The following is a 22,364-nucleotide window of genomic DNA, read 5'->3' as shown; positions in this document are numbered from 1 at the left end:
TGCATGACGCGGGGACAGCGTGTCGTCGACGTCATCCTGTGCGGGGGCGTACGCGGGTCTGGGTCTTCTGTTGGGTGCGTGCCGGGCGAGCGGCAGCTACCCGCTTTCCGCGTGACTGGCCCTGCGTTGCGGCGGGGCCGGTCGTCGCCAGGGGAGCGGCGGCAGCTTGCACAGGCCCTGCGGCGAGTTCGCTGCGATCGGATTCGGCGTGCTGGGCGTGCTGCTGTTCGTCGGCCGCGGTGTGCTCGTGGTCGACGGCCATGCCGTAGTCACTGTCGCGGTCGTCTGCGAGCTCCGGTTCCTCGGGGGAGGCGGTGAGGTGCTCGTCGCTGGTGTCGGCGGGGGCGGAGATGACGGCCAGGTGCTCGTCGTCGGCGCGTTCTGCTGTCTGCTCGTGCTCGGCGGCGAGGTCGTGTTCGGAGGCGCTGCGCCCGTTGTGATCGTGGAACTGGGCGTCGGCGGCGTTGAGCAGCCCGGGGTATTTGTCGGCCAGCTGCGCGTCGAAAGCGTCATCGAACTGTCCGATGAGTCGGGCAGCCCGCGCACGGTCGTCCGGGCCGGTGCCGGCTTCGGTGGCCAGCCATTCGACGGCGGCTTCGCGGCGGGCCTGGTCTTCGGTCGCGGGCTCTGTCATCCCTTTCATCGTCCGGTGCAGTTGCCACGCGGCCAGTCCGGCCGGGGTGCGGACTTTCGCGTCGAAGCTCAGCCCGGCCACCGCGTCAGCGAGCACATCGGGATCGGCACCGGCTGTGGTGTATTCGGCGAATCGTTTCTCCGCCAGACCCCACCGCGGGTCGTCGAACACCCGCGCCGGTATGCGCCCGTCGAGCCGCTCAGCCAACGTCTGCAACTGCTCTGGCTCCGGGTCGACCTCCGGCACTGCCCCGGTGAGCAGATCGTCATCGACTCGCACCTTGGACTCGGCGTCCGGGGTCAGGGTGGCCGCCCGGTCGTCCGCGATGTCTGTGGCCACCGACCGTAGATCGGTGAGCCGGTCGTGGGTGGGGGAGTCTGCGAGCCAGTCCTGCACCTGCTGCCCGGTCTGCTGGCTGCCGGCGGCGACGGTGACCACGCGGTCACCAAGGACGCCTTGAACGACCTGTGATCCGTCGGGGAGGTCGGCGTGGGAGACGACCATCCCTGCGGGGTCGTGGCGGACTGACACCGCGTCTCCGTCCGCGACGATTCGGTTCCACTGCTCGGCTTGCGCCGGGGTGAGTAGGTCGATCGCAGCGGCATCGGCGGCCAGCTCCATTCGCGCCCCGTGCTCGTCGTCGGCCCACGCGGCGCGGCCGTTGGCTTCGCGGCGGGCGCGCAGAGCGCCGGAGACCATGCGGGCGGCCATCGCGTAGGCCAGCAGTTCGCTACGGGGCAGCGACAGGGTAGGGACGTCGCTCTCGGGTGCGGTCATCGTGTCGGTCCTTTCGGTGGGGGCTGCGGGGATCGGCCCCGGTGCTGGGGCAGGCCTGGGCGCGGGGCAAGTGCCGGTGCGCGCGGAGCAGTATCGGTGCGCGGGGCAGTGGCCGGCGCGGTGGGAGTGAGTGCTTGCGGTGCGCCGGCGCGGACGTGGTTCGCGCTAGAGCGGGCGGCGCTGGCGGCGTGTGGTTGGTGGCGGTGTTCGTGCCACGCAGCGATTTCGAGCATGAGCCCGGCCAGGGCGACGGCGAGTTCGATACTGGCGCTCCGGGACGGGCCGCGTTCGGCGACCATCCGCAACGCCAGTAGGTGACGGGCGGCGTCGTTGAGGGCATCAGCGGCTGCTGCCGCCGGTCCGGTCTGCGGGCTGCGCGGCTGGGCGGCGCGGGCGGCGCGGGCGGAGCGGTGCCCGTGCCACACCGCTGCGGTGCGGGGCCGTCCCGGTTCGGGGTGCGTGCCGTCGGTGACCCGTGAGTAGGCGACCAGCAGCCGTTGTCCGGCCACGGCGATGTCGCCGCGGACTCGATCATCTCCTGTGGAGCGCAGCTCGCTTCGGGCGAGGACGACGGCACCGGCGGCCTCGCGGAGTTTCTGCGAGGTCAGATCCCAGGTGATCTTTTCTGCCGGCCGCTCGGGCAGCGGGCCGCCGTGGCGGGCAAGGCCTGCGGTGATCTTCGGCCACGACAGATCCGACGCGAGTTTGCCGCCGCCGTAGAACACCGGCTTGCCTGCCTTGGTCGTGAACTCGGGATCGGCTACCGCGTACCCGCTGACCGCTCCGGCGCCGTCGCGGCGCAGATGGACCAGCATCCCGTGAGCGCGCAGACCGGCCAGGAACTCATCGGGTGATCCTGCGGTGGCGGCCGTTTCGGCGACCGTTTGTCGCAGCTGCCCGCGGATCGTCTCGGCCGTGTCGGTGCGCGGGCGATCACGCAACCGGCCCGCGGCGCGCTGGCGGGTGGTCTTCTCCTGCTCGCCGCGCGTGGCCGCCCGGTCGGCGCTGCGATCGTCTTGTTCGGTTTCAGTCAGACCCAGCCGCTGCTCCCAGTCCCGCGCCACTGATCGGACCACGTGAAAGTCGTTCTTGGGGTAGAACCGTGTGCCGGTGTCCTGACGAACCAGGGTGGCCGCGATGTGAATGTGGTCGTTGCCCTGCGCGCTGCTGCCGTGATGCACGGCGACCCACCGGCACCCCCCGGGATCAGTGGCCGGGGCTATGCCGGTGCGGTCCATCACGTCGGCGGCAATCTGGCCCCACTGCTCATGGCTGAGCGCTCCATCGCCAGCGGGCAGAGCGATCGAGCAGTGCCACACATAGCCGTGTTTGGTGAACCCCGGCTCGCCCTCGGCGGGCTGGCGACGGGGCAGACCCGCCGCGTCGGCCGGGGCCTGCACATGCGCCCGCAACGCGGCCATGCCCGCCGGGTCGAAGTCAAAGTCGTCGGGGCCGATCTGTGCCGGTTGCAGCGCGCCCGGGTCGGACTGCCACGACGCGATCACCGTAGGGCGGGTGTGCTCATTGCTCCGGCCCGGCCCCATCAGGTACGAGATGAGACCGGGTGCGTCCCAGCCGCGCCCGATCTTGTCGATCACCGCAGCCTCCGCAACAACCCCATGAGTTCGGCATCGGTGCGCTCATTGGTGCGGCGCACGAAGTCCAGGACCGCCGCGGTTTCGGGCGCGAGCTGCCCGGTGGAGTTCGCGTGCCGGGCCACATCGTTGAGGTTGCCGGCCACATTGCCCATCAATCGGCGCAACCGCCGGACCTCATCGAGCAACTCCCGGGCCTGGGCCACATCGAGCGGCACCGCCGCCGAACCCTTCTCGGTCACGGCCGTCTCGCTGCCGGTGGCGGCCTTCGCTGCCCGCACGCCGGCGGCAGCGACGAACGCCATCGGCGTCAACTCCATCTGCGCCGCGGCCCGCTCGATCACGGCCCGCTCCTCCTCCGACAACCACACCTGACGCGGCCTGCGCGGCTGCCCCGAGGTGTGGGCGCGGTACCCGCCCCTGCTCACTGCCCGCACCTGCTGCCCCCGTCATTTCCGTCGGTCGCGTCTCCGCCCGCGACCGCCAACTGCTCGACCGGCCCACCGCCGCCGGCCGACCTCACACCGCCCACCCTGGCGGGCGCTCGCCGCAGGCGCAAGCCAAAACCATTGGGTTTTGGAATATCTTGCTCCCGCATTTGGCACTTTTTCTGTCCCGCTGCCACTCTCAGTGACTCAGACCAAAAACATCCACGCGCACTGCCATTTTCGCAGTCGTCCTCCCAACGACAGTGTCCCGCTCTAGAGAAGCTCAGGACCAGGGTCATGCCTTCGGTCACCACGCCCATGTCGGCCTCCCTTGCGGAATTAGAAACATTAGATACATTAGATACATCGCCGGGAGGTTCGGCAACTTTTCACCAAAAAACCGGAAGGGGCAGCAGTGGCCACCAGCAAGAGCAAGGCGACATCGAGCAGCGTGCTCGACGCCTATCGCCAGCAAATCATTCCGTCCGACACCGAACAAAAGATCGCAGACCTGGCCGCCGCCGTCGCCACCTACGAAAGCAATAAGGCCGATCGCACCGCGCAGGAACGGGCCCTCGCGAGGCGGCAGACCGAGGACGAGGACGCGGTCTTCGATGCCTACGAACTGGCAAAGACGCACGGGGCCAAGGCATCTATCCTCTCCGAGATCGGCCTTAAACCCGAAGGAGCTCTCGTCGCCGCACGCGGCCGGCGCAAACAAATCTCCGATGCCGAAACTACCCCGAAGGCTGACGTGCCCACCACCGCCGGCCCCAGCGACGACCTCGGGACACAGTCATCGCAGCCACCAGCACCTGACGCGGTCAGCGCATGAGCAGCGCAGACCGCGCACCCTCTGACGGCGTCGGCGCGATCCTCGAAGAGGCCCGACAGTCCATCCATGAGGCCGTCGCCGCCGAACCCGGTTCCGAACGTGAACGCTCAGCCGCCCACCACGCCGAAAGCCTGGCCAACACCGTGCTTCTCGACCCGGCCGCGACCGACCGACACCGCGAATACGCCGGGTACTACCACGCCGACGCCCGCGCTATGCAAGCCCCGGGACGCGACCAGAGTCCTGCGACTCGGGCGGCAGGGCCGCTCGATGCCGGCACCGGACAGCCGCGTGCCGCGGCCCCGTCCTCCGCCGCAACCCCAGCCCAGCCGGGTCACATCAGACGCACAAACCAGACGAGCGAGAACACGAAAGCGAGGCAGATATAGACATGAGCAGTCCCCAGCAAGAGCAATCAGCAACATCGAACAAGCTGCGACAGGCAGAGTTTGAGCTGTCCCACGTGGAACCTCAAGACAACGTGTACCAGTGGTTCAAGACCGCCATCACGGAGATAGCCACCTACGGACAGCACGACGAACAGTTCGGGCTGAGCGAACTGACAGACGGCTGGAAACTGCTCAGCAAACACGGACCGGGCTCACCCGAAGTGACCCAATGGTTCGCCGACCGCAACTCGATGCCGCCGTATCCGATGGGCGAAGAACCGTTCCATCCACACCAAGGCTCCTCAGCGCACCAGTCCACCATCGAACACTTCCATCGCTTTCAGCACGAGTTCAACGGACACGTCGAGTCCACAGTCTCCGCGAATGTCGCTGCCGCACGACAAGAGAACCGCCAACTCAAGGGACTAGATCCCGCGAATCGCGCGGCCGGTCCCTTGTCGCCCGGCCCGAAGGAAGATCAGGCAAGCAGCCCCACCCAGACAGCCGTCTCAGCGCAACGGCCGGCCCATCTGGCGCGCCAAGACCGCGTCGCACAAAACCGCAGCAACACCCACAGGCACCTCCAATGAGCAGCCCTCACGAGCGCGACGACCGGTTCTACGGCTACAACCAGGACCCCTACACCCGCACTCCGCATCTCGACCCGTACACCGGATACCAGCGCGGCACCCCCGACAACACCACCCGGGCCTATGAGGTCGCGCCGCAACCGCCCGAGCCGGAGCGCTCCTTCATCGACGCAGACGACCCGAAAGACACGCGGCGGCGCCCAGTGGATCTCGGTGTGCATCTGTCGATGTTCGCCGGGGGAGTAGTCGCGAGCGCGGTCGTCATCGGTCTGCTGGCGTACCTGCTGTGCGCGGTGGCACTGGCCAGCATCTACAACAACATCTCGCCGACCTATTGGGCCCAGAACTCGATCGCGCCGGTACCGACGACCCAGACCGCGGCCACCGTCGCAGGCAGTGTTGCCGCTGTTCTTGCCGCAGCGGTGCTGCTGGTCGTGCTCATCAAAACCACGCCAGCTCCGCACATTTTCTTTCTCACCCTCGGCGCACTGGCCGTCGTGGCCGTGCTTGTGGCGTCGGGGCTGCTCGACGTCCTCAGCGCCGCCCGCCCGTGGCAATCAACGCTGGGCCCACTGATCATCCGTCTCGTCCTGGGCTGGGTAGCAGTCGCTCTGATCGCCACAACCGGAAGACTCACAGCTACCCGCGCACCGCGCCCGTACTGAGGAGAGCACCCCATGACCGACGATCAGAACACGCCCTGGACCCGAGAACGGCACAGCTTTTCGTGCACACAGGAAACCTGGGACGCCGCCAAAAAGGCCTGGATGAGCGACCTCAACACCTACCCAGCCTGGACCGAATGGCTCGAAGCTGCCCTCGCCGAAGCCATCGCCACGACACGACAGCAATACGGCGAACTAGCGACCGCCCCCGCCCGCATCCCTCCGGGCCGCCGCGAGAGTGCCCCCACCGATGCACCGTCGCGCACCCGCCGGGCATTCACCTGCCAACCGCACATCTGGGCTGACACCCGCAACGCCTGGTGGACCGAACGCGACAGCGCCACCCACCTCTCGGACTGGATATCGACCGCGATGTCCACCAAAGCCGCCGCCACCCCTGACCGCGATCCCACGACGCAAAGGACTCCACGATGAGGCGAAACAAACCCATCCCGGCTGCCTCAGCCGAACCCTGGAACGTTCAGCCCGACGCCCCACCAGCGCCCGCACTCAGCCCCTACGACGACGACACCACCGTCATCAACGCCATCCCCACTGACGGGTACGACCCCGCGGGTGAACCCTCAGGACCGCCGTCAGCAGACCAGCCGCACCCGCACACTGAGTTCCCCCTCTCGACACCACCGCCCCCGGCCCGGCCCGGCCACCGAAGGAACATGCGGGGCTACATCATCGCCAGCGCCCTGGTCCTCGTGGTCCTGGTCATCGGGGCGATCGGCGCAGTGCTGCTCAACGGCGCCAGCGACAGCACATCCTCAACGGGACAAACACCGGCGGCCGCGCTGCCCCCGACCGCCACAGCGCCATCGAACGCCGACTGCCCCGACACCACCGACGGGCCGGTCACCACCGGCCGCGATCCGGGTGGGAACGTCGGCGGTGCCGAGGTCATCAAGGCCTTCGAATACGCCTACTACGTGACGCGATCCGGAACCGCAGCAAGAGAACTCGTGGCCCCGCTCGGCAAACCCAACCGGGCCGACCAGATGCAGGCCTTCATCGACCGACTCGACCCCGACACCCTTCACTGCGTGAAGATCACTGACCGTGGCAACGGCCTCTGGGCAGTCGAACTCACCGAGCTACTCCCACGAGGAGGTGAGCCCATCACCTACCACCAACTCATCCAGACCATCGACGCAAACGGTCGCACCTTCATCAATTCCATCGTCAAAGACCCCGACACCACCTCCTAAACCGCCGACACCCACCGAAAAAGGAAGCACACAATGTCACTGCACACCCCACCGAACCGCCGCGCATCTGACCGACATGCACGCGGAAAAGTCATGGCCGCCAGCATCATCGCTGTCATGGCGATGAGCCCAGCATTCGCCGGCCCAGCTTTCGCCGACGAACCTGAACAAGGGGGAGTCACCACCGAAGAACCCACCCCCGACCCCGGACAGGGCGGCGTGACCAACGTGCCCGAACCCCCGGCTCCCGCGCCCGAACCTGAACCAGTCCCGGACTATCCCCAAGGTGTGCTGCCCTCGCCGCCGCAGGAAGTGGCTCCGGTGATCTGGGAGGAGCCGTCCGGCCCGCCGGCCGGAACCTATGACCCGGCACCCTCGGGCCCAATCCACGCGCCGGTCCCGACCGCCCCGGTCGCACCGAAGATCGTCGAGGATCCGGCGGCGAAGATCCGGGTCGGCAACTTCGTCACCGACCGGCCCGGCGAGATTCCCCGCGACTACGCCATCTCGATCAACGAGTACTCGGCCTACGCCGAAGCGAAGATCGCCCAAGGATTCCGATCGGTCGGGTTCTCCGATGAGGAAGCCGACCGCAGGGCGGCCGCCGCCGTGCTCGGTGGAGTAATCGGCGGTGTTGCTGGCGCAACCGCGGCCGGGGTACCGGTCACCATCGCTGTCGGGCTGTTCACCCTGCCCGCCGGTGCCGCGATCGGAGCCACGGTCGGTTCGTTCGTCCCGCCGCAGCCGTTCAACATCGGCACCGGCGCACTGATCGGCCTCGGCGCAGGAGCCGCCGTCGCCGGCGGAGCCGGCGCTATCGCCGCCGTCGCCGGCGGGACAACCGGCGCAATCATCGGCGCAGCCCTGGGCTATGCCCTGGGAGCCGGCGACCCCAACGCCAACCCCGGCGCGCCATGGGAAAAGCCACCTGCGCCCGCCCCGGCCCCCGCTCCGCTTCCAAATCCGGAAGCCAACCAGTACGAACTGGTCCTCGACGCACCCACAGCATCCGATGCCGGACTCCCAGCGGTCGACTACACCGTCAACACCGATGGCGATGTGAACTTCTCGACGAACATCGCCGGCATCCCGCCGATCTCGGGTGGCTGGACCGCCGAGCAGGCCGCAGCACCGTACGAGGTCCTGGACCAATGGGCGCAGCCCGCGAAAGACGCCGCGGCGTCGGTAACCAAACAGGCCAGCGACGGACTCACTGCCGCGGTCGACGGCCTGCACATCACCTATCCACAGACCCAACCAGCGCCAGCGGCCTAACCGAAAAGCGACTCGCACATCGACACGATGGTTGCTCGAATTCGCCTGCTCCCCCGGCCCACACCAGGGCCGGGGGAACAGACGTGTCCGCGCAACCACAGCAACACGTGTCACAGCTCTGTGGTAACAAACACCTCACACACGAGGTGACGGAAAGGGGGTAGGTGTCATGGATCCCGCATGGATTTTGATCATCGGCTGGTTCGCGATCGGCGCTGTAACCGGACTGCTCGTCCTCGCGGTCGGGTGGGTGAAAAACCCGCCCCGCAAAGGTCAATGGATTCGGCCCGCTGATCCGCGCCGGCCAATGATCTGGATGCCACCGGTCTCCGCCGCCCCGATCATCACCAGAGCCCTCCTGGCAACAGCGTTGGGGCTGTGCTTCATTCCGGTCGTGCTGCTGTTCGGGTTCGCCGGCACGGCCAAAAGCACCGCAGGCCCGCGCCCGACCCGCCGCTGGTAATCAGCTCTTGGCGTCCCGGTCGCGCGCCGATCACGTTGCGAGCTCACCGACCCCGGCCGCAACGATCGAAATGGTGCCCGCGTATGCCCACGTCCCGCGGGCGGTTGGTCGCTGCCGTTCGATAAGGGCCCGGCAGCCGCTTGTGCCCGGAACGCCTCACCGCTGCTCGGTGGCATCTAGCGGGAACGAATCGCCGCCAGCAGACGGGCAACCTCATCGTCGCCGGTCGTCTCGCCCCGGACCACGCGCCGCACAGCGGCTTCGTCAGCCTCGGTCAGCGGCATGCCGGCCATCTCGTGCCCAGCGGCGACCGCGGCAAGAAGCTGCTCTTCGGTACGGGTCGTCGCCGCGGCCATCGTGATCACTCCTCGGGTTATCTGGATAAGCTCTACGGTCAAAACAAGGTGTGTTGGGCGTGGGCGGCCGCGACGTCGGTGACCTGCTCGTAGGCGGCCGCCATCCGCTCCACCGCAGCTAACGGTTCTTCGAGCTCTGTAGCGATCTGTTCCCAACTCATGTGTTCGTCGTGGTGCATATGCCAGGCCATACGGTGCAAGTCTTCGGCCCGAAGGACGGGGCCACCGGTCGACGTCGACGAGCGCCGCAAGGCGGTCATAGCTTGGCCAGCTGGTCGCGTTTGGTGAGCCAGAGTTCTTCGGCGCGTTGCTGGTGTCCGGTGAGGTTTTCCCAGTGCCCGGCGAGTTCTTCGACGCTGACACTCTCGCGGATCTGCGACATCCGGGCCAGCAGGCCGGCGTAGCCGCGGCGGTACCACTGGTCGACGACTTTGGCGGCCAGATGCGGCAGGTCCGCGCCCCCGACCATCGGGCCCCGGGACGGGGAGATGATCGCCAGCAAGTGACCTTCAACTTTCTGCAGCCGTCCGGTCTCGAACAGGTGGGCCTGTACCAGTGTCGGGTTCGGGGGTGCTCCACCGTCGAGGACTGCGCAGATCGCCAGGAAGATCTCACGGTGCATGCCGCTCCAGAACGGATCCCACCGATCGCCGGTGGCCATGATCTGGCGGACTTCGCGGGCCATGGGTGCCGGCGCCCACATCAGTGCGGTGAGAAAAGCGGCTTCGACGCCAGTGGTGACGGTGCTTTCGGTGTCGAGGTCGGCTCCCAGTCCGCCCGGGAACTCCTCGAACGAGAGACCCGCTTCACCCAGCTGGTCGTCAACGGCAGGGGTGTTGGTGTCCATGTCACTGGCGGTGATGGTCATCGGTTCCTCCTGGTCGGCGGGTGCGGGTGGTGTGGGTGGTGTGGGATCGTGCTCAGGCGGTGGCATAGGACAGGTCCGCGTAGAGGCAGTCCGGTTGATGTGGGTCACTGAAGTGCTCGCAGCATTCGGTGCAGCAGTCGTCGACGTCGTAGCGCACGTCCTCAGCCCGGACCCAGGGCCGCGCCTGGTGTGCCTGCTCTGCTCGCTGAGCGAAGTCGTCGAGGCGGGCGGCCACCTCGAGGTCGCCGGCAGCTCGGGCTTGATTGGCACTACTGCGAAAGTGTGCGGCTCGGTCGGCATAGCTGCTCGGGGTCCTGGTAGTCATCGTTGATCCTCTCTTCACGCAGCCAGAAGGCTTTTGATGTTATCGGGCCGAAACCCACTCCAATGACGTTCTCCCGCAACGACAACCGGGGCTTGAAGGTAGCCCAGGCTCATCACGTAATCGCGGGCTGCGGAGTCTTCAGCGATGTCGACGACGCGGTAGTCCAGGCCCGCCTTGTCCAGTGCCTTGTAGGTGGCGTTGCACTGCACGCACGCGGGCTTGGTGTAGACGGTGATCGTGGTGTCAGTCATGCTGATGGCCTCCGCTGGTTTTGTGCGACTGTTGTGTCGGTATCAATAGGTCCATTGTATTCGATTAATTGTTGTGCTGCAACGGTTTTGGGTAACTATTGGGTCACTTGTTGGACGATTCAGTGATAGTGAGAGGGGTGTCATTTCCTGGTAATCCGCCGCTCTCGTGGTCGGGTTGGCCGGGTCCAGTGGTGGCGGTAGGAAAGTCCCACGATGAGCGCAGCGCGTGGGGTTTTGGTGCCAGAAGCACTTGACGCTGGCGGTTCGGCTGTTCGAGATGCTCCGGCGGTTCAGGCAACGCCACCAGTTGCGCCCAGCCGAGGGGGTTGGTTGGGCCGGGCTGCGCGTGGTGTCGCACGTGGCCCGACACCGCACCCACTACTGCGTCCGGCGCGCTCGCGCCTCCTTCCTCCGCTGATCCACGAGAGTCCCTGTGGTGGGCGTGATTTCCCAAGTGTCGGCGTCGCTGTACCCGGCGATGCGCCGGATCTGGGTGATGCGCAGGTGGTACCAGTAGTGGAAGGCCTCGCTGGTTGCCCAGTCGGGGGCCTCGCAGCTCTGGTAGTCGTAGCCGTCGATTGCTTTGAGGATCTCGATCGGCTCGAACACGCGGCCGGGGCGCTGGTAGTCGTAGATGTAGGTCTCGTCTTCGCGGTAGCGGGTGATCACGCTCGCGGCGTTGGCGTCCAGGAGCAGCTGCCCGACGGCGCTGGCCGATTCCGGCCGTAGAGCGCGCACCCGGCTCTGGCCGACGTCGATCAGCCCGTTGGATGGGGTGGGGATGGCGTCATCGTCGGTGGGCCAGCTGATCATTCCCAGGCGGCCGGGCAAGCCGGCGCGCACCAGGACGTGAATATGTTCGGGGTCGACGAGATATGCACTCATCATCATTTCCTCTCGGGTGGCGTGTTGGAGTGGTTAGGTGCCGGGCTCAGCGCTCGACGCGGGCCGGTTGCCCGGTGGTGGTGTAGTCGGTCAGGTTGAGCGCGGCGGTGATGGCGGTGCCCAGGTCGTAGATGTCGCCGGTGAGTGGTTCGCCGAGGTAGGTCATCCACCGGTCGCCGGTGATGGTGAGCATGGCCGCCGATCGGTGCAGCGTGTTGGCGGTCAGGGTGTTCGGATCGATGTCTTCGACGGCGAACGCTGCGGCCATCTCGGGGTTCTCGGTGACCATCTGGGAGGCGGTCGCCTGGACCACCTCGTCGGAGAATCCGCGAGCTCCGTTGATGCCGTCGCAGTGGTAGTCGCGGGTCTCGGGCAGCTCAGCGGGGTTGGTGCAGACCAGTTTCGGGTCGATGTGGTCGTAGCTGTCGGTCATGCCGTTGAACTGCGCACCCTGGAACTGTGACCACTGGGCGCGGGCCTGGGTGTAGGTCGGTCCGTCGGTCCAGGCGACACCGATCCAGGCCGAGGCGGTGCCCCGGTTGCAGCGCACCGAAAACTTCACCTCGGGCCACACTCGGCGCAGGTGCTTACGCAGTTCGGAGGCGGTTTCTTTGGTGCTGTAGCTGGTCATCTGTGGTGTCTCCCTCTGCCGATGGCGGGGACCTGGCCCGGTCGACCGTGACCGGAGGCCCCTCATTTCCTGATAACTGGCCGCATTCGCAGACGGGCCGGAGCGACCAAGAAGCGGAGACAGGAAAGTCTCGCGAAATAAGCGCAGCGCGTGGGACTTTGGTGGTGGAGTCTCTTGGTCCGCAGGTTCGGATGTGGAAAGAATCGGCCTATCAGGGAATGAGAACCTCCCCTTTTTTGGGGAGGAGCTACTGCGCGCCGCAGGCGCTTCGATGTAGGTGACCGCGCAGCGGACATACGAAAGGCCGGCCACCTGGTGTGGCGGCCGGCCTGTTCGGTCGTGTGTGGCTCCAGCCGGTCGACGCTGGTAGCCGATTGTGCGGGAGCTGCTTTGGTCGCGGTAGGGCGTGGTGTCGCGGTAGCTCAGCCTTTGTAGGGCGTTTTCGAGGGGGTGACGATGGTGGGGTCGTGACCGTTGACGGTGAGTAGTCGTTGTGCGGCCTCGACGCGAAGGTCTTGGTTGGGTCCGGGACCGACGATGAGGCTGGTGATGGTGTGGGGTGTGTAGTTGTCGTCGTTCCTGAGGTTGACGATGAGGTCGCGGTAGGGGATGAGTCCGGTTGCCCCGCTGCGAAATTGGGGGGCGTTCGTCACTGTCACCGGTGAGGATGAGCCGTGTTTCGTCTTCTTCACCGAATCCGCCGTCTTTGAGCGTCGCGAGGGCCTGGGAGACGATGATGGTTGCCCATTCGCTGTCGTCATCGACGATGGGTCCTGATGTGACGAGCCCGTGGCGTAGAACCAGGTCTTTGACGACGCCTTGTGCGATCTGGTCGGCGGCGTCGTCTCCGTAGAAGACTTGCTGCAAGCGGGCTTGCTGCCAGTCACTGTTGAGTGGCGGCATGTTGCCTTCGCGAACTGACCAGGTGTGGCTTTCGAGGACGTCCCGGGGGATGCCGATCGAGTATCCGCCGCCGTTGTGTCCGTATCCACGCCATTGGCTCAGTAGGTCGCCGTTGCTGCAGAAGCAGGCAGCGTAGAGGCGCATACCGGGTGCAGCATTGTTGGTGAGCGGGTTTGCGGTGCGGAGGTTGGCGGCGAGGCCCCTCAGCAGGGCTGCGAATCTGGGGTTAGTAATGCCTGAAATCGCGGCGTCGATGTGTCGTGCGATGACGTTGGCGCCGTATCGGAGCTCGGCGCTGTCGTTGAGGATCGCACATCGGAGGCTCGCAGGCTCAGAGCGCGAGCGAACACCTTGGCGGGGTTGGCGGTGATTGTGGTGTTGAACTTGGGTTTGTCGATGATTCCGAGCAGGCCGTCTGCGGTTGTGTAGTGGTAGAGGGTGTCAGCGGGCCGTGCGTTCGCGCTCATGTGTGCCATTCGCTCATCAGTGGGCTCGTGGAGGGAGTCCGGGTCATCGACAGGTTACGGGTGGGGTCAGTCACCACGGCGTAGGTGCGGGTGCGTATGCCTGACCAGTGTCGCGGACGTGCGCGGCGGCGGCAGTGAGTGAGGCGTGGTCGACGGTGCCGTGTTCGTCGTGGCCAGCTGCGGCGAGGAGCAGGGGGTTGTCGTCAATGCTGATGCAGAGGAACACGATGGCGTCGGGCTCTTGGCCGGCGATGTGGTCGAGCGCAGCGAGCGCCGCGTCGCCGGCGGCGTGGTGGGCGTCGTTGTAGGTGGTTTCAACGCCAGCGTCGAGGATGCCGTTGTCGGCGAAGGTGTTGGTGTGGGCGGTGATGCTCCAGCAGATCATTTGGTGTTCCTTGTCGGTTTGGTGAGTGGTTCGCTACCGACAAGGATGCCGCGCGGCCCCCAGGGCCGCGCGGCATTCCCCGGTCCCCAGGCCCGTTCTGTGGATAACAGTCGGGCCTGGGGATAACCGTCTAGGTGCGGTCGTTTTCGGGTAGTGGTCCGTTGGCGATCCAGCCGGTGCCGGTGATGCGGTAGCTCTGTTCGGCGGGTGGTCGCCAGCTGGGGGCCAGGGGGTTACGGGAGAATCGTGGTCCGTCCTCGAAGGTAGCGATGGCCAGTTTGTGGGCCTTGTGCATCGCATCGATCATGGTGTCGATGGCGGTCGTGTCGAGCAGGGAGAACGACAGCGGGGGGATGGTGAGGGTCACGAAGGGCCAGACTTTGCCGGTGACGGGGTGGGCGAACTGTTCGCGTGATGCTGACCCCATGGGGTTGCGGGTCCAGGTCATCGTGGTTTGGACGTCGGGCCGGGCTCCTGCCATGACTCCGGGCATCCGGTGAACTTCGGCCATTCCCATGCGGGCCTGGCGGGCGATGCCAAACAGACCGAGTACGAATTGGACTTGTTTGGCGCTGATGAATTGCATGCTCACGCTGTGGAAGTCGACTTGGAGCATGGCAGATCCGGTGCCGGGTGCGACTGCTTTGATCCGGTGGTCTTGAGATCCACAGCACGTGATGGCGACTTTGGTGATGACGCCGTTGGTGCTCAGCGGTAGCGGGGTACGTGCGTGTTCGGGGCGGCTGCCGGTGATCCGGCGTTCTTCTTTGTTCAGTTCGCGTGCTTTGCCTTTGGCCATGTCGGGCTCTCCTGGTCTCACTGGTCGCGGACCGGGTGTCCGGCGGCCTGGGTGAGGTGAGGCGCTGGTCGTTGGTGACCAGAAGCACCTCATTTCCTCATAACTGGCCGCATTCGCAGACGGGGTGAAGGACCAAGAAGTGGAGACAAAAAAGTGGCGCGAAATAAGCGGACCGGAGCGCCAGCGACGGGTAGCGCGTGCCACTTATTTGGTGGAGTCTCTTGGTCCGCAGGCCCGGCTGTAGAAAGAATCGGCCTATGAGGGAATGAGACCGCTAGGTCGGTAATACTGTGCGCCGTAGGCGCTTCCATGTAGGTGACCGCGCAGCGGACATGAAGAAGGCCGGCCACCTGGTGTGTGGCCGGCCTTGTTCGGTGGTGTGTGGCTCCAGGTCGTCGACGCTGGGAGGCGATTGTGCGGGAGCTGCGCTAGGTCGCGGTAGGGCCTGGTGTCGCGGCAGCTCCACTTCGGTGGTTCATCTGATGGTGGCCAGAATCCCCACTCGCTAGAAGGTGTCGTTGTTTTCGGCCACGGGGATGTTTCGGCGCTCTCGGAGTTCGCGGACTTTGACGTGGTAGGAGATCGGTGTCACCGAGAGAAGGTGGTCGATCATGGTGGTGAAGAACTGGCTGGGCTGGACGTCCTCTGGGACGAGGCCGGGATCTGCGGTGACTACTGGTGTGTGGCTGTCTGCATCCCAGTCGACGAGTAGGAGAGCGGTAGCGGTGTATCCGTTGGCGTCGCCGCGATGGCGAAGTTTGCGGATCATGTCGATGCTGCGTTCAAACGCGTCAGGTTCGGTCTGAATGATGGTGGCGCGTTGGACAAAGAAGTAGCCTACGGCTGCCAGCGGGTAGCGTCCGCGTAGGTTGCTGGCGTCGCCGTAGGACTCTTCAAATCGGTTGGGGAGGTTTTTGCCGAAGCTGGACTGTTGCGCTTTGGTGGAAATGAGGAGCTCGGGGCCGCGGTCCCACCGGGCGATGACTACGTCGACCTGTTTTGCATACGCTTGGCCGAGGACTCGGGCGTCTACCGGCGCGACGGCTGCCATGGTCAGCAGCCGTTCTGCGAGTTCGTCGCGCAGCGCGGTAGGCACTTTTTCCAACAGAATGGTGATGTCGCGGGGCAGGACGCGGGGCCGGGTCGAGCGTGGCCAGACCTCGTCGGGTCCGAAGCCTGCTCGTCGCAATTCTTGCGCGATCCACGCGTCGATTCCGTTGGCGAACTTGCCGCTTTCCGATGCCGCACCAGCCGCGACGGGGATGGTGAGCAGTCGGCCGAGCAGGTCGTAGTCGGGACGGTAGGCCGGTGGCTGCCCGTTGCTGTGGACCCAGGGGTCGTCGACCTCGGCGGGCAGCAGGTGGTCGTATTGGCTGAACGAGTCGCTGCGGGCCATCTATGTGGGCTTGCTTGGGTTAGCGCTGCGGGCGAGGCGGCGAGCGGACATCAACGCGTGCGCAGCGACCAGTTCGGTGTGCTGATCGTCGGTGAGGTCGAGATGCTCACGCAAGATGAGTTGATCGACGATGCGGACCGCACCCAGAAGGTCCCCGCGCCGCAACGCTTCGCGTACCGCCGGCCTGATCTTCTGCAGCTCTGGTTTGAGATGCTCGACGAGCAGGGGGGAAGGGACGGGGAGTTGATCTGCTTCTCGCGGTTCAATTTTGAGCATCCCACCGCCATAGGCACGCCCCACTAGTTCGGCGCCCAGCAGGGTCGCCGTGTTGAGACTGGCGATCGGTAGCACCGACGATCCCAGGGTGCGGTGATCGTTCTGTAGGTAGATCCCGTGGACGCTGTTGAGGTGGACCGCGGCGGCGGCGTTGGTGGTGATGCGTGGGGTGTCGGCGTTCATATACGTCAACAACAGATCAGCGGGCGGGCTGATGGGCACGTGCCACCAGGGGGAGCGCACCCGGCACTTGTAGGCCTGGTCGACGCCGAGGTCCTCGCCTTCGGCGATGTACCGCCGAGCCCCCGGCGACATGCTCTTGCGGTCAGGGCCGGGACGGAACAGAAGGGTGCGTGCGCCGGCCGCACCGAGGTCATTGAGGCCGGTAGTGGTTAGCGACAGACCACGCAGGTGCCGACTCCCGGGCGGTGAGAGGCGAACGACCTCGGACTCGCGCAGACGTAGCTGTTTCACCTGCACTGGAGATAGGGCGAAGAAATCATTGCGGCCGGTGACCGCCCCTAAGGTGGTGTCACCCCACTGCTGCAGGGTGGTGAATCCGTCACTGCTGGTCAGGGGAGTGTAGGCGGCAAGAGCCTCGGTCGACAGCAGTGCCGGAGTCCATTTGGCGCGGCTGTCTGTGGGCCACCATCGGTGCCGGGTGTCGGTGTCTGTGTCGTTGAGCTCGTCGCTCAGGTCGGCTACCGAGCGCACTTGATGCAGTTCGCAGTGGTCGGTGCCGCCGGAGGCCAGTGCGTCCTCGGCGAGAAGCAGCACCACTTCTTCTTGGACGCTGGGAAACACTCGCTCGGTGAACATGATGAGGCGGACGCGACCGAATCGTTCCATCAGGTAGCGGCGAACATCGGCGGCGTAGTTGACGGTCAGCAGTTCGGCGGGGACCACTAGCCCGAGCCGGCCACCGGGGCGCAGGAACTCAGCGGCATGGACGGTCGCTGCGGCCCAGGTCGAGGCCAGCGCGGTCAAGCCGACGCCTCCGCGTAGAGCGGCTTGCCTGCTGCTCGCGCGGGCGTGTCCGGAGTGGTCCTGGTACCTGATGTAGGGCGGGTTGCCGATCACGGCATCAAAGCGACGTTCGCTGGGCACTTCGAAAAAATCGGACACACCGATGGTCGCTGGCCGTCCTGTCGCTGCGACTAGTTTGGTCGCCGACCGGGCGCTGGGAGCGTGGATCTCGATGCCCTCGAGCTGGTGGTGCTGCTTGGGGGCGTGCAGCTGGTCGAGGCGACCGGCCGCTGACAGTAAGAATGCCGCCTCGCCGCACGAGGGCTCGAGGATCCGGTCCGTAGGTGTCTGAATTGCCCAGCGCGAGACGAAGTCGGCCAACGCCGGTGGTGTGAAGAACGCGCCGCGGGCTTTGCGTAGGAGTTGTGTGTCAACGGGGTCGCCGCCGAACGGTGAGCTCGTCATGCCGCCGAGTCTTCACCGAGAGCGCTGGAAAGAATTGCTGCGGCACAATCACTCACAGACGTACCGCGCGTCGCTGCCTCGTGCGCCAGCTGGTCAGCAAGGGCGACCGGGACACGTACCAGCACGGCCTTGCGTTCACCGCGCCAATGCCGGCGCCTGTCCTGGGTACCGCTAGATGAAGATGCCACGCCAAAAGTTGTATCAGCTTTCTCCGACACCGCCCGCGAGGCGCGCTAGACCGGCGAGGCAGAGCGCAAGGTCCGGCGCGAATTACGCCCACGCCGCCATCACCGACGTATCGGCGCTGGTCTCGTTGGGCGCCTAGGTTGTCGATAGCTGATGCGGCAGCGGCCTCAACCCTGCCAGCATTGGTGCCCACCTGATGGCACGCTCAACCAGGCGCGGGCCACCCTGTCCAGCACTCAGGAGCGCGCGTCGTCTGATCGGGTGAATTACGCCCGTGAGGTTCTTCTTGGCCATTGCACCGATGTAATTTGCGCGCGATCGGGAGCTTCCCAAACGACTGGTCCTCGTCTCTCGTCGAGCTTTGTCGGAGTCCGCAGGACCGCTGCTTGTGGTGTCAGTGTTCGTCGAATGTGGTGTGCCCGTCTTGTACAGCCCGCACGAATAGGGCGACTTTGGTTCTGGCGGGTCGTCCTAGGGCTGCGTATTTGGCTTTGATTCTTGTCAGGTGCGTACTGACGGTTGCCTCTGTAATGAATAGTCGAGCTGCCGCTTCACGTTTGGAGTCCGATAGCAGCCAGGCCCGCAGCACCTGCACTTCGCGGTCGGACAGCTTGGGGGCGGTCGTGGTGGCAGTGCCGCGGTGGGTAACTCTTTCCGCCTGCGGCACGGAAGCGAAAGGTCCGCCGGAATGAGTACTTGTGGCCATTCTGCGGCCGCGGTGCCCTGTAGCCGGGCGCACGGGCGGGATATGTACTGCGGCCGTCTCGGTCACCGCGTGATCATTCACAGCTGTCATAAGTAACGATCCGTTCTCGTGCCGACCCCGCCTCTCGACACTGGAGGCCGCGAATAGTGGAGCACGCGGCCGGTTGCGCAGGTAATGAATGTTGCTCTAGCTAACGGACTAACGATGACTGTTGGTATCCAGCCTGCTTTGACTCTGACCGCAAATAGCAGGCGGCGAATCTTTGCACGTAAAGACCCCGCGGTGGTGCGCCGGTGAGGCGCCTGTGTCGCACACGATGTTGTTGCAGGTGGTGAGCAGGATCGTCCCGCAAGGGCCGGGCGCGTGGGGCTGCCCCACCGTGCACGTGATCTATCGGCGTGTTTGACTTTGTCATCAAGTCACAGCGCATAGAGGGTGGGGTCGAAGGTGACATCGGGGTCGGAGCGATCTGACAGTTCACGCAGCCGCTTGCTAGCTGCTGGTCGTGCGTTGATTGCCAGCGGCGACGCGGAGTTGTTGATGAGCGGTCTACGGATCGAACAGGTCGCTGCGGCGGCGGGAGTATCGACGCAAACTTTCCACAATGCCTATCCCCGGGGGAGCCGGGCAGCGGGCGGAAAAGCTCAATTCGTCGAGGAATTGCTTCATTCCATCGTTCCAGGCGGGTCCCCGCCGCCCGATAGCGCGATCACCGACCTGTTCGAGCAGACTTTCGCGAGCGCCGACGGTGACCCACGGGAGTGGATTCGGGACTTGGCCGGGCAGGCTGATGCTCACCTGCGCCGGGAGACAAGCACCCCGTTGCGATTGCGGATCACTGCCTTCGCAGCGCCAGACGGCCCGCCGGCACGCGCGGTGCACGATCAGTACGACGTGATTACCGCCGCTGTGGTTGCCGCGCAGTCCGCGGCATTCACCCGGCTCGGCGGGTTGAGCCTGCGTCAGCCGTTCACGATGGAGGCGGTCGCGGTCGCGCTGACCGCGCTGGCGGAAGGATTGGTTCTACGCGCGCAGTATGACCCGGCCTCGGTACCGGACAGTTTGCTGGGGGACAGCGCAGTGGCGTTGTTGTCGGCAGTGGTCGACTTCGACGAACGCCATGACCACATCGACGACGCGGTGGTGTCCCTGATGGAGCCGCCCCCTGACGACGACGACGGCGACGACGTGGGTGTGGATGTGTGGCCGGACGATCCTGAGCAGGCTGTGATCGACGCTGCAGCCATCGAGTTCGCCCAGCGGGGGTATTTCGCGACCCGGCAGGCACACATCGCCCATCGCGCCGGGATCGACCTGCCCACGCTGCGCCGATTATTCCCCACCAACGTCGATGTCATCGTCGCTGGTCTGTCACCCATTCTCGATGCCGTGAGCAAACGCATCGACGCCGACCGGCGCATCGGACGCACCCCCACCGTCATTGTGGAGCGCTTTGGTCTACGGCTCAGCGAGTTGCTCATCGAACACCGCCGCCTGGTCGAGCCGATGGCATTGGTCTTGAGCCTGCATGGCGCCCAATCGCAGGTCAACGCCACCCGTATCCGCGATGAACTGTTCTTTCCCGGGCTCATCGTCGGCGTCATCGAAGATGGACAGACCCGGGGGGTGTTCACCGCTGATGTGCCGCCGATCGACATGGCGGTCATGTTCACCAACAACATCATGTTCCGGTGCCTGAGCAAACGGGACGAGACCGCCGAGCAGGTCGCTGCCGCAGTGAACCGAATCTTCCTCCTCGGCATCGTTGTTCACCAGTCAGTTATGTGATCAATGCAGCGGCAGAAGCCGGCTGACCGACAGCGCCCCCGCGTCGTCGGCGCGGCCCAGTCCTCTACTAATTGCAGGATCAGGATCGGGCCCACATCGGCCTAGGACGGGGCGCCGGTCGGTCATAGAGGCAGTGAGCCATCGCCTAGACAGTGAAGCCGGGCCGCAGCGGTCAGTGTGCGTCGTCGTAGGCGGCAGCGAGGTCGGCGGAGATACGGCCGCGGGGACTGACTTCGTACCCCTCGGCCAGGGCCCATTCACGAATGGCGCGGTTCCGTTCCTGCCCGCTGGGCGCGGCAGGCTTAGGTTCGGGCGCCGTACCGCGTTCGGCGGCAGGGAAACGTTTGCGGCGCCCGCCGGTGCGGGTCGATGCCTGCAGCAGCCGGGCGACAGAAACTTCTCCGTTCTCGATGGCGTCGAGATGGGCTGCGCTGGTGTCCAATTCGTAGGTGACGCCGAGCCACGACCACTCGATCGAACGGACGTCGTCAGGTTCTAGAGTGGCGCCGTCGAGGTCGTCTGTGTACGCCATGGAGATTAGTTGCACCATGAGTACTGACTGTAACAAGGCCTCGATTGTTTGAATTCGACCTGCTGCGGGAGCAGGTTTCTACTCCTGCAGGCGCGGCGATGGTTAGTCCGCGCAGTCGCGGCACAGCAGCTCGTGGCCCTGCTGGCGGGCGAGTTGGCTGCGGTGCTGTACGAGAAAGCAACTAGTGCAGGTGAACTCGTCGTTCCTTTTAGGAATGACCCGGACGGTGAGTTCTTCACCGGACAGATCTGCACCGGGCAGCTCGAACGAGTCAGCGTCTTCCTCGCCCTGGTCGTCAACGATGGCGGCCTCTGCGCGCCGGGAAGTGAGGTCCTCGAGCGAGTCGGCCTCGGGGGCGTCGGGAACTGAGCGGGGCGCGTCGTAATCGGTGGCCATGCGTTCTCTCTACCTCGTGGTCTGCGGGTTTTAACTCGTCGACTGTAGCGCCACCCCCACACGCATAAACCTCAAGTACCCACCTGCCCTCCGCCGTGTGTCGCAGACTCTGGTGGTCGGCCTCTCGGGCGAGGCTACTGCGGCACCGGAGGTTCGGTAACGCTGAGAAGGTCTCGAGGAGATGGCCATGGTGCGGCGGGGAACCCCCAGATCGCCCCGCTGCGGCGTTCCTCGGCGTCATTCGATGTCGACCGAAGGCCTCCCCGGCCGCGCTCGGGGGCAAAGACCGATGCCCACGACCTCACCCGCGGCTCTACGAACAGTGTCGAGACGACACATGGTGGACGCCGTTCGCCGCGTTTCTGTCACCCGACCTATCGTCGGCCGGGCTTCATCGGTACCGGCGCACGCGAGCACCGGCGAGCAATGATCGAGCAGAATGTGGCGATGCGCAGGTACTCGGACCAGTCCACTCGGGAACGAGCGATCGGCATGTACACCGCTCGGCTGGCCGCCCGCGGCGGCTCGCAGGTTGGTGCCCGCCGTTACGTGGGCGCGATGCTGGGAGTGTCCGAAGCGACGGTGCGACGCTGGATCACCACCCACGAAACACTGGTGGCCTTAAGCGACCCCGCCGCCGAGGCGGACCGCGCCGCCAAAAACGCTGCGCTACGCCAGCAGCGAGCCAACGAGCGCCGCGCCATCGACCTGCTGATCGCTGCGTCCGCAGAGTTCACCGTTGCGGACGTCCTGTCCCGGTCAGGTCGGTAATCGTTAATGCGCGGCGGCCAGTTCGGTGTGGAAGCGATCCGTTCAGGTCAACGCCGAGAGGCCGCCGGCCAGGGTGGGGTAGATCGGGAAGACGCGGTCCAGGCCGACGAGTGTGAGGGGCCGGGACGTGGCGGGACCGTCTGC

At 65.7% G+C, this 22,364-nt stretch carries 29 protein-coding genes and 1 pseudogene; 10 read left to right on the top strand and 20 right to left on the bottom strand.

What is annotated here, in order from left to right; genetic code table 11:
- Window positions 1–31 precede the first annotated feature (31 nt).
- The 3 genes from BFL43_RS09285 to BFL43_RS09275 are packed head-to-tail and all read right to left on the bottom strand — an operon-like array spanning window position 32 to window position 3,434.
- A complete protein-coding gene (locus tag BFL43_RS09285) occupies window positions 32–1,411 on the bottom strand; it encodes a hypothetical protein (RefSeq protein WP_084892267.1) in 1,380 nt (459 codons plus the stop codon).
- Entirely contained in the window at window positions 1,408–3,009 is a 1,602-nt protein-coding gene (locus BFL43_RS09280) for a relaxase/mobilization nuclease domain-containing protein (protein WP_084892266.1), read from the bottom strand. The genes BFL43_RS09285 and BFL43_RS09280 overlap by 4 nt, the downstream gene beginning before the upstream one ends.
- Complete coding sequence (locus BFL43_RS09275; protein WP_143695212.1) at window positions 3,006–3,434, bottom strand: hypothetical protein; 429 nt, start codon at window positions 3,432–3,434, stop codon at window positions 3,006–3,008. Before BFL43_RS09275 ends, BFL43_RS09280 begins: the two co-directional genes overlap by 4 nt.
- 415 nt (window positions 3,435–3,849) lie before the next feature.
- Here BFL43_RS09275 and BFL43_RS09270 point away from each other — a divergent pair, with 415 nt between their 5' ends.
- The 8 genes from BFL43_RS09270 (at window position 3,850) to BFL43_RS09235 (ending at window position 8,868) form a co-directional block, all read left to right on the top strand.
- Window positions 3,850–4,269 carry a hypothetical protein gene (locus BFL43_RS09270; protein WP_084892264.1) on the top strand — a complete coding sequence of 140 codons (420 nt, stop codon included), beginning with the start codon at window positions 3,850–3,852 and terminating at the stop codon, window positions 4,267–4,269.
- Window positions 4,266–4,658 (top strand): hypothetical protein, encoded by a 393-nt coding sequence (locus BFL43_RS09265; RefSeq protein WP_084892263.1) that lies wholly within the window; start codon window positions 4,266–4,268, stop codon window positions 4,656–4,658. The genes BFL43_RS09270 and BFL43_RS09265 overlap by 4 nt, the downstream gene beginning before the upstream one ends.
- Before the next feature lie 74 nt (window positions 4,659–4,732).
- Window positions 4,733–5,248: a hypothetical protein gene (locus BFL43_RS09260; protein WP_084892262.1), complete on the top strand. Its 516-nt coding sequence runs from the start codon at window positions 4,733–4,735 to the stop codon at window positions 5,246–5,248.
- A complete protein-coding gene (locus tag BFL43_RS09255) occupies window positions 5,245–5,913 on the top strand; it encodes a hypothetical protein (RefSeq protein WP_084892261.1) in 669 nt (222 codons plus the stop codon). Before BFL43_RS09260 ends, BFL43_RS09255 begins: the two co-directional genes overlap by 4 nt.
- Window positions 5,914–5,925: 12 nt before the next feature.
- Window positions 5,926–6,348 carry a hypothetical protein gene (locus BFL43_RS09250; RefSeq protein WP_084892260.1) on the top strand — a complete coding sequence of 141 codons (423 nt, stop codon included), beginning with the start codon at window positions 5,926–5,928 and terminating at the stop codon, window positions 6,346–6,348.
- Window positions 6,345–7,130 (top strand): hypothetical protein, encoded by a 786-nt coding sequence (locus tag BFL43_RS09245; RefSeq protein ID WP_143695210.1) that lies wholly within the window; start codon window positions 6,345–6,347, stop codon window positions 7,128–7,130. The genes BFL43_RS09250 and BFL43_RS09245 overlap by 4 nt, the downstream gene beginning before the upstream one ends.
- Before the next feature lie 93 nt (window positions 7,131–7,223).
- Window positions 7,224–8,405, top strand: coding sequence for a hypothetical protein (locus tag BFL43_RS09240; RefSeq protein WP_084892258.1), 1,182 nt, complete (start codon window positions 7,224–7,226; stop codon window positions 8,403–8,405).
- Between the two features lie 169 nt (window positions 8,406–8,574).
- Window positions 8,575–8,868: a hypothetical protein gene (locus BFL43_RS09235; RefSeq protein WP_084892257.1), complete on the top strand. Its 294-nt coding sequence runs from the start codon at window positions 8,575–8,577 to the stop codon at window positions 8,866–8,868.
- A 176-nt stretch (window positions 8,869–9,044) separates the two neighbouring features.
- Here the strand turns inward: BFL43_RS09235 and BFL43_RS09230 are convergent, their stop codons facing one another.
- The 14 genes from BFL43_RS09230 to BFL43_RS09170 all read right to left on the bottom strand — a co-directional run bounded on the left by BFL43_RS09230 (window position 9,045) and on the right by BFL43_RS09170 (window position 18,694).
- On the bottom strand, window positions 9,045–9,266 hold the full coding sequence (locus BFL43_RS09230; protein ID WP_240498158.1) for an antitoxin VbhA family protein: 222 nt from the start codon (window positions 9,264–9,266) through the stop codon (window positions 9,045–9,047).
- A complete protein-coding gene (locus tag BFL43_RS09225; protein ID WP_084892256.1) occupies window positions 9,263–9,484 on the bottom strand; it encodes a hypothetical protein in 222 nt (73 codons plus the stop codon). Before BFL43_RS09225 ends, BFL43_RS09230 begins: the two co-directional genes overlap by 4 nt.
- Window positions 9,481–10,092 carry a hypothetical protein gene (locus BFL43_RS09220; RefSeq protein ID WP_240498157.1) on the bottom strand — a complete coding sequence of 204 codons (612 nt, stop codon included), beginning with the start codon at window positions 10,090–10,092 and terminating at the stop codon, window positions 9,481–9,483. The genes BFL43_RS09225 and BFL43_RS09220 overlap by 4 nt, the downstream gene beginning before the upstream one ends.
- Window positions 10,093–10,144: 52 nt before the next feature.
- Window positions 10,145–10,417, bottom strand: a complete 273-nt coding sequence (locus BFL43_RS09215; RefSeq protein WP_084892254.1) for a hypothetical protein — start codon at window positions 10,415–10,417, stop codon at window positions 10,145–10,147.
- 14 nt (window positions 10,418–10,431) lie between these two features.
- Entirely contained in the window at window positions 10,432–10,668 is a 237-nt protein-coding gene (gene nrdH, locus BFL43_RS09210; RefSeq protein ID WP_084892253.1) for a glutaredoxin-like protein NrdH, read from the bottom strand.
- Between the two features lie 378 nt (window positions 10,669–11,046).
- Window positions 11,047–11,553 (bottom strand): hypothetical protein, encoded by a 507-nt coding sequence (locus tag BFL43_RS09205; protein WP_143695209.1) that lies wholly within the window; start codon window positions 11,551–11,553, stop codon window positions 11,047–11,049.
- A 46-nt stretch (window positions 11,554–11,599) separates the two neighbouring features.
- Window positions 11,600–12,184 carry an LPD29 domain-containing protein gene (locus tag BFL43_RS29415; protein WP_084892251.1) on the bottom strand — a complete coding sequence of 195 codons (585 nt, stop codon included), beginning with the start codon at window positions 12,182–12,184 and terminating at the stop codon, window positions 11,600–11,602.
- A gap of 422 nt (window positions 12,185–12,606) precedes the next feature.
- Window positions 12,607–12,837 carry a hypothetical protein gene (locus tag BFL43_RS29410; RefSeq protein ID WP_240498156.1) on the bottom strand — a complete coding sequence of 77 codons (231 nt, stop codon included), beginning with the start codon at window positions 12,835–12,837 and terminating at the stop codon, window positions 12,607–12,609.
- Between the two features lie 787 nt (window positions 12,838–13,624).
- Window positions 13,625–13,939 (bottom strand): hypothetical protein, encoded by a 315-nt coding sequence (locus tag BFL43_RS09190; protein ID WP_084892249.1) that lies wholly within the window; start codon window positions 13,937–13,939, stop codon window positions 13,625–13,627.
- Between the two features lie 130 nt (window positions 13,940–14,069).
- Window positions 14,070–14,738, bottom strand: a complete 669-nt coding sequence (locus BFL43_RS09185; protein ID WP_084892248.1) for a hypothetical protein — start codon at window positions 14,736–14,738, stop codon at window positions 14,070–14,072.
- 505 nt (window positions 14,739–15,243) lie between these two features.
- Window positions 15,244–16,134 (bottom strand): hypothetical protein, encoded by an 891-nt coding sequence (locus tag BFL43_RS09180; RefSeq protein WP_084892247.1) that lies wholly within the window; start codon window positions 16,132–16,134, stop codon window positions 15,244–15,246.
- Window positions 16,135–17,841, bottom strand: coding sequence for a class I SAM-dependent methyltransferase (locus BFL43_RS09175; protein WP_084892246.1), 1,707 nt, complete (start codon window positions 17,839–17,841; stop codon window positions 16,135–16,137).
- Complete coding sequence (locus BFL43_RS28525; RefSeq protein WP_143695207.1) at window positions 17,838–18,029, bottom strand: hypothetical protein; 192 nt, start codon at window positions 18,027–18,029, stop codon at window positions 17,838–17,840. Before BFL43_RS28525 ends, BFL43_RS09175 begins: the two co-directional genes overlap by 4 nt.
- Window positions 18,030–18,421: 392 nt before the next feature.
- Window positions 18,422–18,694, bottom strand: a complete 273-nt coding sequence (locus BFL43_RS09170) for a LuxR C-terminal-related transcriptional regulator (protein ID WP_240498155.1) — start codon at window positions 18,692–18,694, stop codon at window positions 18,422–18,424.
- 579 nt (window positions 18,695–19,273) lie between these two features.
- On the opposite strand from BFL43_RS09170, the gene BFL43_RS09165 reads away from it, so the two are divergent.
- On the top strand, window positions 19,274–20,521 hold the full coding sequence (locus BFL43_RS09165) for a TetR/AcrR family transcriptional regulator (protein WP_143695206.1): 1,248 nt from the start codon (window positions 19,274–19,276) through the stop codon (window positions 20,519–20,521).
- A gap of 172 nt (window positions 20,522–20,693) precedes the next feature.
- Here the strand turns inward: BFL43_RS09165 and BFL43_RS09160 are convergent, their stop codons facing one another.
- Window positions 20,694–21,071, bottom strand: a complete 378-nt coding sequence (locus tag BFL43_RS09160) for an Lsr2 family protein (RefSeq protein WP_084890621.1) — start codon at window positions 21,069–21,071, stop codon at window positions 20,694–20,696.
- An 84-nt stretch (window positions 21,072–21,155) separates the two neighbouring features.
- The gene (locus tag BFL43_RS09155) at window positions 21,156–21,449 is read right to left on the bottom strand and encodes a DUF4193 domain-containing protein (protein ID WP_084890619.1); all 294 of its coding nucleotides are present in this window, start codon (window positions 21,447–21,449) and stop codon (window positions 21,156–21,158) included.
- Window positions 21,450–21,875: 426 nt separating this feature from the next.
- Here BFL43_RS09155 and BFL43_RS09150 point away from each other — a divergent pair, with 426 nt between their 5' ends.
- On the top strand, window positions 21,876–22,220 hold the full coding sequence (locus BFL43_RS09150) for a hypothetical protein (protein WP_084890617.1): 345 nt from the start codon (window positions 21,876–21,878) through the stop codon (window positions 22,218–22,220).
- 42 nt (window positions 22,221–22,262) lie between these two features.
- Here BFL43_RS09150 and BFL43_RS29885 read toward each other — a convergent pair.
- Window positions 22,263–22,364: pseudogene (locus tag BFL43_RS29885) on the bottom strand (anti-anti-sigma factor); the annotation flags it as partial.

Origin of the sequence: Williamsia sp. 1135 (assembly GCF_002095395.1) — a bacterium.
Taxonomy (GTDB): domain Bacteria; phylum Actinomycetota; class Actinomycetes; order Mycobacteriales; family Mycobacteriaceae; genus Williamsia.
Note: the sequence above shows the minus strand (reverse complement) of the source record. Positions and strands in the feature narration are given on the sequence as shown.